General features: G+C 72.4%; 11 protein-coding genes. 8 read left to right on the top strand and 3 right to left on the bottom strand.

What is annotated here, in order from left to right; translation table 11 throughout:
• Positions 1–37: 37 nt before the first annotated feature.
• Positions 38–898, top strand: coding sequence for a biotin--[acetyl-CoA-carboxylase] ligase (locus tag ACF08B_RS11465; RefSeq protein ID WP_392317124.1), 861 nt, complete (start codon positions 38–40; stop codon positions 896–898).
• A gap of 221 nt (positions 899–1,119) precedes the next feature.
• Positions 1,120–2,268: an adenylate/guanylate cyclase domain-containing protein gene (locus tag ACF08B_RS11460; protein WP_392317123.1), complete on the top strand. Its 1,149-nt coding sequence runs from the start codon at positions 1,120–1,122 to the stop codon at positions 2,266–2,268.
• Between the two features lie 42 nt (positions 2,269–2,310).
• Here the strand turns inward: ACF08B_RS11460 and ACF08B_RS11455 are convergent, their stop codons facing one another.
• Complete coding sequence (locus ACF08B_RS11455; RefSeq protein WP_392317122.1) at positions 2,311–2,940, bottom strand: hypothetical protein; 630 nt, start codon at positions 2,938–2,940, stop codon at positions 2,311–2,313.
• A 190-nt stretch (positions 2,941–3,130) separates the two neighbouring features.
• Between ACF08B_RS11455 and ACF08B_RS11450 the strand changes: the two genes are divergently transcribed.
• The 3 genes from ACF08B_RS11450 (at position 3,131) to hutH (ending at position 6,833) form a co-directional block, all read left to right on the top strand.
• On the top strand, positions 3,131–3,925 hold the full coding sequence (locus tag ACF08B_RS11450) for an enoyl-CoA hydratase/isomerase family protein (RefSeq protein WP_392317121.1): 795 nt from the start codon (positions 3,131–3,133) through the stop codon (positions 3,923–3,925).
• Between the two features lie 138 nt (positions 3,926–4,063).
• A complete protein-coding gene (locus tag ACF08B_RS11445; protein ID WP_392317120.1) occupies positions 4,064–5,206 on the top strand; it encodes a diguanylate cyclase domain-containing protein in 1,143 nt (380 codons plus the stop codon).
• Positions 5,207–5,294: 88 nt separating this feature from the next.
• Positions 5,295–6,833 carry a histidine ammonia-lyase gene (gene hutH / locus ACF08B_RS11440; RefSeq protein WP_392317293.1) on the top strand — a complete coding sequence of 513 codons (1,539 nt, stop codon included), beginning with the start codon at positions 5,295–5,297 and terminating at the stop codon, positions 6,831–6,833.
• A 76-nt stretch (positions 6,834–6,909) separates the two neighbouring features.
• On the opposite strand, the gene ACF08B_RS11435 is transcribed toward hutH, so the two are convergent.
• Together ACF08B_RS11435 and ACF08B_RS11430 are read right to left on the bottom strand one after the other, a co-directional pair.
• On the bottom strand, positions 6,910–7,686 hold the full coding sequence (locus ACF08B_RS11435) for a hypothetical protein (RefSeq protein ID WP_392317119.1): 777 nt from the start codon (positions 7,684–7,686) through the stop codon (positions 6,910–6,912).
• 42 nt (positions 7,687–7,728) lie between these two features.
• Positions 7,729–8,076, bottom strand: a complete 348-nt coding sequence (locus ACF08B_RS11430; protein ID WP_093475191.1) for a hypothetical protein — start codon at positions 8,074–8,076, stop codon at positions 7,729–7,731.
• Positions 8,077–8,185: 109 nt separating this feature from the next.
• On the opposite strand from ACF08B_RS11430, the gene ACF08B_RS11425 reads away from it, so the two are divergent.
• The 3 genes from ACF08B_RS11425 to ACF08B_RS11415 all read left to right on the top strand — a co-directional run bounded on the left by ACF08B_RS11425 (position 8,186) and on the right by ACF08B_RS11415 (position 11,618).
• Complete coding sequence (locus ACF08B_RS11425; protein WP_392317118.1) at positions 8,186–8,527, top strand: hypothetical protein; 342 nt, start codon at positions 8,186–8,188, stop codon at positions 8,525–8,527.
• 217 nt (positions 8,528–8,744) lie between these two features.
• Positions 8,745–9,992: an Ig-like domain-containing protein gene (locus ACF08B_RS11420; protein WP_256340179.1), complete on the top strand. Its 1,248-nt coding sequence runs from the start codon at positions 8,745–8,747 to the stop codon at positions 9,990–9,992.
• A gap of 156 nt (positions 9,993–10,148) precedes the next feature.
• Positions 10,149–11,618 carry an ABC transporter permease gene (locus ACF08B_RS11415; RefSeq protein ID WP_392317117.1) on the top strand — a complete coding sequence of 490 codons (1,470 nt, stop codon included), beginning with the start codon at positions 10,149–10,151 and terminating at the stop codon, positions 11,616–11,618.
• Positions 11,619–11,659: the final 41 nt, after the last annotated feature.

The following is an 11,659-nucleotide window of genomic DNA, read 5'->3' as shown; positions in this document are numbered from 1 at the left end:
CAGCAGTGCGTCGTTTGCCACACCTAGGGTGGCTTGCATGACGCCGCACAATGCATCAGACGACAGCCGCTGGTCCGATCTGGACCGCCCGCCCCTGAACGCCACGGCACTGCGGCGCGGGCTGATCAGGGAGGGCGGCCTGTACCGCGACATCGAGGTGGTGCAGCGGACCGGTTCCACCAACTCCGACCTCGCCGGACGGGCCGCCGGGGGCGACGCCGACGAGGGCGCGGTGCTGGTGGCGGAGGAGCAGACGGCCGGCCGGGGCCGGCTGGACCGCCGCTGGACGGCGCCGCCGCGCTCCGGCCTCTTCTTCTCGGTGCTGCTGAAGCCCACCGAGGTGCCGGTGGCCCGCTGGGGCTGGCTGCCGCTGCTGACCGGGGTGGCGGTGGCGACCGGGCTGTCCCGGGCCGCGGGCGTGGACACGGCACTCAAATGGCCGAACGACCTGCTGGTGACGGTGGGTGAGGAGGAGCGCAAGGCGGGCGGCATCCTCGCGGAGCGGGCCGGCACGGACGGCATCGTGGTGGGCGTGGGTATCAACGTCTCCCTGCGGGCGGACGAGCTGCCGGTCCCGCAGGCGGGGTCGCTGGTGCTGGCCGGTGCGCAGGGCACGGACCGGGACCCGCTGCTGCGGGCGGTGCTGCGCTCCCTGGAGGACTGGTACGGGCGCTGGCGGCGGGCCGGCGGCGATCCGGCGGCCAGCGGGCTGCAGGACACGTACGCGGCGGGCTGCGCGACGCTCGGGCGGGCGGTGCGGGCGGAGCTGCCGGGGGACCGGTCGATCGTCGGCGAGGCGGTCGCGGTGGACGGCGACGGGCGCCTGGTCATCGCCACGGAGAACGGCGTCCAGGAACCGGTCGGCGCGGGCGACATCGTGCACCTGCGCCCGGCGTAGCCGCGGCGCTGCGCTTCGGCGGGGCCGACCGGGCGGTGGTGCGGCTCCTCAGGGGCGCGGGGAACCGCGCGAGCGGCCACGATGGAGCTGCAGGTGCGCACGGCGCTCGGCCACGGCCGGCACCTACCCCCGCCGAACCCGACGGAGTGAGCTGGCGCACACCTGCCGTAGAGTTGAGGCCGGTCGAAACCTGACCGCGGCAGATCGGAAGGGCAGCAGGCGTGACCGTCGACGACACGGGCTCCGGCGCGGGCGCGGACGGCCGGGTGGACCCTCCCCTCGATCGGGGGGACGACGCCCACGCCGCCGACACCGGCGAGGACCCGCTGGCCCTGCGTCTGGAACAGCTCATCCTGGGCGCCGAGCGCCGCTACACCCCCTTCCAGGCCGCCCGCAGCGCCGGCGTCTCCATGGAACTGGCCTCGCGCTTCTGGCGGGCCATGGGCTTCGCCGACATAGGCCAGGCCAGGGCCCTCACCGAGGCCGACGTACTCGCCCTGCGCCGCCTCGCCGGCCTTGTCGAGGCGGGACTGCTCAGCGAGGCCATGGCGGTGCAGGTGGCCCGGTCCACGGGACAGACCACCGCCCGGTTGGCGGAGTGGCAGATGGATTCCTTCCTGGAGGGCCTGACCGAGCCGCCCGAGCCGGGCATGACCCGCACCGAGGTGACGTACCCGATCGTCGAGCTGCTCCTGCCCGAGCTGGAGGAGTTCCTCGTCTACGTCTGGCGCCGCCAGCTCGCCGCCTCGGCCGGCCGGGTCGTGCAGTCGGCCGACGACGAGGAGATGGTCGACCGGCGGCTCGCCGTCGGCTTCGCCGACCTCGTCGGGTTCACCCGGCTGACCCGCCGCATGGAGGAGGAGGAACTCGGCGAACTCGTCGAGGCCTTCGAGACGACCGCCGCGGACCTGGTGGCCGCGCGCGGCGGCCGCCTCATCAAGACCCTCGGCGACGAGGTGCTGTACGCGGCGGACGACGCCGGTGTCGCCGCCGACATCGCGCTGCGCCTGGTCGAGACGCTGTCGAACGACGAGACGATGCCCGAGCTCCGGGTCGGCATGGCGTTCGGCACGGTGACCACGCGCATGGGCGACGTGTTCGGTACGACCGTGAACCTGGCCTCCCGGCTCACCTCGATAGCTCCGCGTGACGCCGTGCTGGTGGACAGCGCCTTCGCGGAGGAGCTGATCCGTTCCGGCGAGGCGCCCGCCTCGGAGGCGGACGCGGCCGAGGCGGCGGCCGCCGCCGAGAAGGAGGGCGAGGAGCCGCCGGTGTACCGCTACGCGCTCCAGCCGATGTGGCAGCGCCCGGTGCGTGGCCTCGGCGTGGTCGAGCCGTGGCTGCTCAGCCGCCGCGACGAGCGGCCGTAGCCGCTCCGTCCGTCTCCGCCGGTTCGTTTCCCTGGTCGTCCCCTAGTCGTTCCCCTGGTCCCGGTCGAGGACATCCACGCACAGGCTGATCACCGGGAGGCACAGCCCGCCCGGATCGGGGTCCGCCGTGCTGCGGCTCGGCGTCGGGGTGGGGGTCGGCGTGGGCGTCGTCGGAGCGGGGCGCGGGGCGGACGTCGTCGCCGAGGGCCGCGGTGTGCCGCCCGGGGCGGACGGGGCCCCGGTCGGGACGGTGGTCGGCGCGGCGGTCTCTCCGTGCGGTGCCGCGGCGGTGGCGGAGGCGACGGCGGTGGGAGTTCCGGAGTCCGCGGGGGTGAGGCTCCTGCCGCCCATGGCGGAGGTCGCCGAGGGCAGTGCGGTGGGGTCGGCGGCGACGGCGGCGGCGGTTCGCGCCGCACCCTCCGTGGCACCTCCGCCGTGGTCGGGCCGGGGCTCGGCCTCCGCCGTGCCCGGGACGCCGACCCCCGACTCCGGGGCGACCCGCACCAGGCTCAGCACCCCCGCGGCCAGTGCCAGGCCGCCGGCGGCGAGGAGGACCTTCCGGGGGCGGGGCTTGCGATGACGGCCGCGGTGCGCGCCGGACTCGGCGTCGGTGCCGGGCGCGCCCGGCTCGCTCTCCTGTGCTGCACGGGACAGTGCACGAATCGGTGTCATGGGGTTCCCTCCCGGCCGCGCGCCCCGGGGCGCGCCGTGGCGGACGCACGCTATGCGCTCCTGTGGGCGGTGTGGGGTGGAAAGCACGCATGTCACTCGAACGGGCGTAGCCCCCTGGACTTCACGGGAGGGGGCGTGGCTGCGATGATCGGGCAGGCAGTCAGTTAACCCGCGTTAACCGGAGGGTGTCATGAGCGAGGAGCGGTTCGGGGAGTTCGTGCTGGTACGGCGGCACGGGCACGTCGCTGAGCTGGTACTGGACCGGCCCAAGGCGATGAACGCCGTCTCGACGGAGATGGCCCGCTCGATCGCGGCCGCGTGCACCGCGCTGGCGGCCGACCGGGACGCCCGCGTGGTCGTCCTGGCCTCCTCCCACGAGCGGGCGTTCTGCGTCGGCGCCGACCTGAAGGAGCGGAACTCCTTCACCGACGCCGACCTCGTCCGGCAGCGGCCGGTCGCCCGCGGTGCGTACACCGGAGTGCTGGAGCTGCCGATGCCGACGATCGCGGCGGTCCACGGCTTCGCGCTGGGCGGTGGTTTCGAACTCGCGCTGTCCTGCGATCTGATCGTGGCCGACCGTACGGCCGTCGTGGGGCTGCCGGAGGTGTCGGTGGGCGTGATCCCCGGCGGTGGCGGTACGCAGCTCCTGCCGCGCCGGGTGGGTGCGGCGCGGGCGGCCGAGCTGATCTTCTCGGCGCGGCGGCTGGAGGCGGCGGAGGCGGCCGGGCTGGGCCTGGTCGACCAGTTGGTGGACGAGGGCCGGGACCGCGAGGAGGCGCTGGCGCTGGGTGCCCGGATCGCCGCGAACTCGCCGGTGGGCCTGCGGGCCGCCAAGCGGGCGCTGCGCCTGGGCCAGGGGCTGGACCTGCGGGCCGGGCTCGAGGTGGAGGACGCGGCGTGGCGCTCGGTGGCGTTCTCGGGCGACCGCGCGGAGGGCGTGGCGGCCTTCAACGAGAAGCGCACACCCCAGTGGCCGGGGGAGTGAGGAACGTGGTCGTGGTCGGCGCTTGCGGATACCCCCGCTCGGTCGTCCTCATGCGGCTGCCCGGGGAAAACGGCCGTCGGTCCACCTGATCGCCGCACCAGCATCCCGAATCGGCCCATTCCTCCCTAACCTGGAGTAATGGGTGAGGACAAGCGGCTCGCCGCCGTCGTGGCGCTGGCCCAGGGGATGGCGGCGGCGCACACCCCGAGGGAGTCGTGGCAGGCCGCCGCCCTCGGCGCCTGCCGGGCGCTGGACGGCAGCTTCGCCGCACTGTCGGTGTGGGAGCGGCAGCTCGGACGGCTGCGGGTCCTCGTCAACGTGGGGGTGCGCCGCCCGGACGAGGAGGAGTTCCCGGAGGTCGAGGCCTACCCGGTGCACCAGTTCCCGGAGATCACCGAGTTCCTGCACGAGCGGTGGGCCGGCGGCGGGGGCCCCAACGCCTGGGTGGAGACGGCCGAGGGGACGGCCGCCGGCACCCCCGGCTACTTCCACCAGCGGGTCGCCGCCCTGCGCCGCAGGGGCCGCGGCTGCTGCGTGGTCGCCCCCGTCGTGCTGCACGGCAGGGCCTGGGGCGAGCTGTACGTGGCCCGCCCGGTCGGCGCGCCCGTGTTCGCGCCCGCCGACGCCGAGTTCGCGACCGTACTGGCCGCGGTCGTCGCCGCCGGGCTCGCGCAGACCGAGCGGCTCGAGGAGGCCCGCCGGCTCGCGTTCACCGACTCCCTCACCGGGCTCGCCAACCGCCGTGCCGTGGACGTGCACCTGGAGGAGGCCGTGGAGCAGCACCGGACGGAGGGGGTGACCGTCAGCCTCGTCGTCTGCGACCTCAACGGGCTGAAGCGGGTCAACGACACCCTCGGGCACGCCGTCGGCGACCGTCTGCTGGAGCGCTTCGGCTCGATCCTCTCGCTGTGCGGTGCGATGGTGCCGGGCGCGCTGGCCGCGCGGCTCGGCGGGGACGAGTTCTGCCTGCTCGCGGTCGGCCCGCCCGCCGACGACATGGTGAAGGCGGCGGACGAGCTGTGCCGCCGGGCCGGGGACCTGGAGCCGGGCGAGGGGGTCGCGTGCGGTGTCGCCTCGACCGAGGACCCGATCGGGCCGGTGCACGACGCCCGGCGGCTGTTCCGGCTCGCGGACGCGGCGCAGTACCGGGCGAAGGCCGAGCGCGCGGACCGGCCGGTGGTGGCCGGCCGCGAGGGCCCGGACGATCCCGTGGTACGACTGGCCGACGAACCCCCGCCCTCGCACGCCGAGCGGCGCCGGTTCCGCGGGCGCCTGCCGTGAGGCGAAGCCCACACCGAACGGTAAGGGTCACCCCCGTACTCCACTAGTGACATCGCCGCATTCAATGCGTACGCTCCTGAATATGGATATGCACACTGTGGTGGTGGGGACGTCCGGTGTCACGGCGTCCGACGTTCTCGCCGTGGCGCGCGGCGGTGCCCGCATCGAGCTGTCGGCGGAGGCGGTGGCGGCCCTCGCGGCGGCCCGGGAGATCGTGGACGCCCTGGCGGCCAAGCCGGAGCCGGTCTACGGCGTCTCCACCGGCTTCGGAGCCCTGGCGACCCGGCACATCAGCCAGGAACTGCGCGCCCAGCTGCAGCGCAACATCGTCCGCTCGCACGCCGCCGGCATGGGGCCGCGGGTGGAGCGCGAGGTCGTACGCGCCCTGATGTTCCTCCGGCTCAAGACGGTCTGCTCCGGCCACACCGGCGTCCGGCCCGAGGTCGCGCAGACCATGGCCGACGTGCTGAACGCCGGGATCACCCCGGTCGTCCACGAGTACGGCTCCCTCGGCTGCTCCGGCGACCTGGCCCCGCTGTCCCACTGCGCCCTCACGCTCATGGGCGAGGGTGACGCCGAGGGCCCCGACGGCGTCGTACGGCCCGCCGGCGAGCTGCTCGCCGAGCACGGCATCCAGCCCGTCGAGCTGCGCGAGAAGGAGGGCCTGGCCCTCCTCAACGGCACCGACGGCATGCTCGGCATGCTGATCATGGCCCTCGCCGACCTGGACATGCTGTACAAGTCCGCCGACGTCACCGCCGCCCTCAGCATGGAGGCGCTGCTCGGCACGGACAGGGTGCTCGCCCCCGAGCTGCACGCCATCCGCCCGCACCCCGGGCAGGGCGCCTCCGCCGCCAACATGCTGGCCGTGCTCAAGGGCTCCGGCCTCACCGGGCACCACCAGGACGACGCGCCGCGCGTCCAGGACGCCTACTCGGTGCGCTGCGCCCCGCAGGTCGCCGGCGCCGGACGGGACACCCTGGCGTACGCCCGGCTGGTCGCCGAGCGCGAGCTCGCCTCCGCCGTCGACAACCCCGTGGTGCTGCCCGACGGACGGGTGGAGTCCAACGGCAACTTCCACGGCGCCCCCGTGGCCTACGTCCTGGACTTCGTCGCCATCGCCGCCGCCGACCTCGGCTCCATCGCCGAGCGCCGCACCGACCGGCTCCTCGACAAGAACCGCAGCCACGGCCTGCCGCCGTTCCTCGCGGACGACGCCGGCGTCGACTCCGGCCTGATGATCGCCCAGTACACGCAGGCCGCGCTGGTCAGCGAGATGAAGCGGCTCGCCGTACCGGCCTCCGCGGACTCCATCCCGTCCTCCGCCATGCAGGAGGACCACGTGTCCATGGGCTGGTCGGCCGCGCGCAAGCTGCGCACCGCCGTCGGCAACCTGGCCCGGATCATCGCCGTCGAGCTGTACGCGGCCACCCGCGCCGTCGAGCTGCGCGAGGGCCTCACCCCGGCGCCCGCCTCGCAGGCCGCCATCGCGGCCGTCCGGGCCGCCGGTGTCGAGGGCCCCGGCCCCGACCGCTTCCTGGCGCCCGACCTGGCCGCGGCCGACGCGTTCGTGCGCGGCGGCGGGCTCGTGGCGGCCGTGGAGACGGTCACCGGACCGCTTCAGTAGGACCGCGGAACGCGTGAGGGGCCCGCCGTCCGGCGGGGCCCCTCTGCTGTCAAAGCGTCACTTCCGCGTCAGGGCGTCACTTCAGCTTGGCCGACTGCGCCTTGACGACCTCGGGCGACACCGAGTACGCCTTCTTGGCCATCATCGCGCCGATGTTCACCGTGTAGTACGACGCCAGGGTGTTCCCGTGCCGGACGACCTCGCCGTAGACCGGCGCCGAGTCCCCGTCCATCTCGCTGATCGCCTCGAACGCCACCGACTCGTCGCCCGCGGCGGCGGCCTTGGACTCCGCGACCTTGGTGAACTTCATCCCGGTGCCCGACTGCTTGCCGTCGAAGCCGCCCGCGCAGGCCCGCACCGCGGCGGAGACCGACGCGAGGGCCTTCGCGGCGCCGTCCCCGTCGTACGAGGACAGGTTGACCGTGGTGACGTCCAGGTCCATGGACTTCTTGATGGCGTCCTCGAACTTGCCGTCGGCCATGTCGTCCAGGGACGTCGCGTCGTCCGTGGGGTCCTTCTTCAGGTCCTGCGTGGCGAGACGGTCCGTCTGCGCCGCCGCCTCGGCCGGCGGGAGCCCGGACAGCACGCGCGCCAGCGGACGGCACTCGACGCTGTCCGTGGTGATCGGCTTCGCGCGGGTGGCCGGAACGGCCCCGACCTTGTAGCCGGGAACCTCGCCCCCGGCGACGATCAGCTTCTTCAACTCCGCGGTGCCCAAGGCCCTCGCGGCCGGTTTGCCGTCCGTACCGCCGGCATCCTTCGACCCCTCGTCGGAACAGCCCGTGACAAGGGCGAGCGACAGTGCCCCCACAGCCGCCGTGGCGCACAGTCGCACGCCCGATGATCTCTTCATGCGCGCACTATGTGTGCACTGTCAAAGGTTCGTCAAGGGAGATTAAAAGCCCAGGCGTTCGCGGCGCACCGAATAGACGACGAATCCGGCGCCCACGGAGAGGAAGAGGGTCCCGCCGACGACGTACGGCGTGGTGTCCGGGCTTCCCGTGTCGGCGAGTTCGGTGCCGTCCGCCGTCTCCTGGGTCTCCTGCCCGCTGCCGGTACTCGCGGCGGAGACCGCCCTGGCCTGCTGGGTGACCGGGATCGCGGCATAGTCCGTGACGGACTGCGTCGTCGCCCCTCTCGCCGAGGAGTCCTGCGACGCGTTCGCGGACGGGACGAACCACAGCGCGCAGAGCAGGGTGCCCGCGGCGGTGGCGGTCAGCAGCGGACGGCGAGCGGATGACACGGAATATCGATCCCCTTGTGACGCTGGTGAATTGGCCGGGTGGGGCGATGTTAGTGAAAGTCGCGGGTCACGGGAAAGTCACAGGAGGTTTCGGTCGTACGCTCGCGGCATGAGCGCTGAAGAGACATCACGTTTTGTACGGCTTCGTGTGGATCTGGTCCTCGAGGTGCAGGACGAGGACGAGATCTCCAAGGCCGCACTGCGCAGGCTGGCCGCCGATCCGGAACTGCCGCCCGGGGAACGGGCCCAGGCCGAGAGCGCTGTGACGGAAGACACCGCGGAGGCCCTCGCCTACCTCGTGGACCCGTTCGACCTGGTCAGTGAAGTGCCCGGAGTGGAACTCCAGCAGGCCTCGTGGTCCAGCGAACGGATCGAGTTCGACCCTGACTCGTCGGACTGGGACCTGGACGGGGATGATGGGGAGGACGACGACGAGGACGGCATCGGCTGAACGTCCCGGGGCACCCGTGACCCCGGACGGCAACCGCCGTCCGGGGTTCTGTCGTCTCAGGGGGCGCACGGACGACTTCCGCACCACCCCGCCGCGGCGGACGTGGTACGTCACACACGCGCGATCTGTGTGAAACGGGACGAAGCGTCCGTAGCCTTGAGGGTTCTCACGGGGGCTCGGGGTTTTTGCGGTTTCGGCAACGATGGAGAAGCGTGTGATGACGGACAGTAAGCGGCGCAAGGGCCTGACGGTCGCGTCCGCACTGCTCGGTGGTGTGCTCGTGCTGACGGGCTGTTCCGGCGGCGGTGATGCCAAGGCGTCCGACGGCGGTGACACCTCGCAGGCGAAGGCCGACGAGGCGGCGGCCAAGAAGTCGTCCGAGGCCCAGATCACCATCACGCCCAAGGACGGCTCGAACAACGCCTCCATCAACAACTCGGCCGGCGTCAAGGTCGCCAAGGGCACCCTCACCGATGTGTCCATGACCACCGAGGACGGCAAGCCCGTCTCCGGCGCGCTGTCCGCCGACAAGAAGAGCTGGAAGCCGAGCGTCCAGCTGCAGCGCTCGACCACCTACAAGCTGGCCGCGGAGGCCAAGGACTCCGAGGGCCGGGTCGCGCACGAGAACGCGTCCTTCACCACGGTCTCGCCCGCCAACAGCTTCATAGGCAACTTCACGCCGGACAACGGGACCACCGTCGGCGTGGGCATGCCGGTGTCGATCAACTTCGACAAGGCCATCACCAACAAGGCCGCCGTCCAGAAGGGTGTCACGGTCTCCTCCAGCAGCGGTCAGGAGGTCGTGGGGCACTGGTTCAACGCCAACCGCCTCGACTTCCGTCCGGAGACGTACTGGAAGGAGAACTCCACCGTCACGCTGAAGCTCGACCTCGACGGCGTCCAGGGCGCGAACGGCGTCTACGGCGTGCAGCAGAAGACGGTCACCTTCCACATAGGCCGCAACCAGGTGTCCTACGTCGACGCGCAGACCAAGCAGATGAAGGTCACGCAGGACGGAAAGGTCGTCAAGACCATCCCGATCTCCGCCGGTTCGCCGGAGAACAAGACGTACGCGGGCATCATGGTGATGTCCGAGAAGTTCAAGCAGACGCGCATGAACGGCGCGACCGTGGGCTTCACCGACGACGACGGCAAGGGCGAGTACGACATCAAGGACGTGCCGCACGCCATCCGGCTGACCAACTCCGGCACCTTCCTGCACGGCAACTACTGGGGCGCGAAGTCCATCTTCGGCAGCGTCAACACCAGCCACGGCTGCGTCGGCCTGTCCGACACCAAGGGCGCGAAGGACTCCAGCACGCCCGCCGCGTGGGTCTACGACCACTCCCTGATCGGTGACGTGGTGGTCATCCGGCACACCGGCGACAAGACCGTCTCCCCGGACAACGGCCTCAACGGCTGGAACATGGACTGGGCGCAGTGGAAGGCCGGTTCGGCGGTCTGACACCGCCCCCCCCACATCCGCCGATGCCGCCCCCCGGGGCGGCATCGGTGTTTTCCGGGCCCGGGCACAGCCCCGCCGGGGCGCGGGCACCGCCTTCTCATGCTTCTTTTATGCGGGCCTTATGGTGTCATCACGGGCCGTCCCTAGCTTTCGGCCATGTTCTTCACCTACCTGAGGCGCGAACTGCGCCGCCGCAGAAAGGCGGCCCTCGTCGTCGCCTCCGGGCTCGCGCTGGGCATCGCCCTGGTCATCGTGGTCAACTCCGTGTCCAACGGCATGGGGAAGGCCCAGGACAAGGTCCTCCAGTCGCTGTACGGCCTGGGTACGGACATGACGGTCACCAAGGCGGCGACGCCGACGGCCGGCAGCTCGCAGCGCCCGCGGTTCCAGTTCGACGCGCGGAACGACGGCGACGACGACTCGAAGCAGAGCAGCGACCGGGTCGTGGTCCAGGGCTTCACCACGCTGGCCTCCTCGACGGTCACCGAAGTGGCCGGGCAGAAGGGCGTGTCGAGCGCGGTGGGCGGGCTGAGCCTCAACGTCGTGAAGGTCAGCGGCCAGTTCACCCGCGGCCAGTTCCAGCAGAACGGCGACGGCGGTGACCGGCAGGGCGGTCCCGGGGGCGGGGGCGGCCAGCCGCAGGGTGAAGTGCGCGGCGGCGGGGCCGACTTCGACATCAACCAGTACACGGTCTTCGGCACGGACGTCACCAGGACCGCCCTCGGCCCGCTGACCTCCTCGAAGATCAGCAGCGGCCGTACCTTCACGTCCGACGAGACGAACGCCAAGGTGGCCGTGGCCGACTCGGCGTACGCCAAGGAGAAGAAGTACAAGGTCGGTTCCACGGTCACCGTCAAGGGCACCGAGTTCAAGGTGATCGGCATCGCCACCGCGACGAGCGGCGACTCGGCGGCCAACCTCTACATACCGCTCCAGCGGGCGCAGACCCTCGCGGGCCAGAAGAACAAGGTCACCACGATCTACGTCAAGGCGGCCGACTCGCAGCAGATCGACACGGTCAAGGGCGCCATCCGGAAGAACGTCTCGGGCACGACGGTCACCACCTCCTCCGACCTCGCCAAGACCGTCTCGGGCTCCCTCTCCACCGCCTCGTCCCTGGCCACCAAGGTCGGCACGTGGCTGTCCATCGCGGTGCTCGTGGCCGCGTTCCTGGTCGCGGGCCTGCTCACCTCCTCGGCGGTCTCCCGCCGGGTGCGCGAGTTCGGCACCCTCAAGGCCCTCGGCTGGAAGTCGGGCCGGGTGACCCGGCAGGTGGTCGGCGAGGCCGTCGTCAACGGCCTGGTCGGCGGCGCCCTCGGCATCGCGCTCGGCCTCGCGGGCGCCTACGCCGTCACGGCCGTCAGCCCCACGCTCCAGGCCCAGCTGGCCGGCGGCACGGGCGGCGGGAGTGGTGGCGGCCTCGGCGGCCCCGGTGGCGGCGGCTTCGGCGGGCCGGGCCGTCAGGCGGCGAAGACCCTGGAGGTGGCTCTCACCGCACCGGTGAGCCTGACGACGATCGTCCTCGCGGTGGGCCTCGCGGTGGCGGGCGGACTCGTCGCCGGCGCGTTCGGCGGGTGGCGGGCCTCCCGGCTCCGTCCGGCGGACGCGCTGCGGCGGGTCGAGTAACCGGCGAGACGCCCCACCCCCGAACCCTCACCAGGAGCCAC

The organism is Streptomyces sp. NPDC015139 (assembly GCF_043079785.1).
Lineage (GTDB): Bacteria > Actinomycetota > Actinomycetes > Streptomycetales > Streptomycetaceae > Streptomyces > Streptomyces albidocamelliae.
Note: the sequence above shows the minus strand (reverse complement) of the source record. Positions and strands in the feature narration are given on the sequence as shown.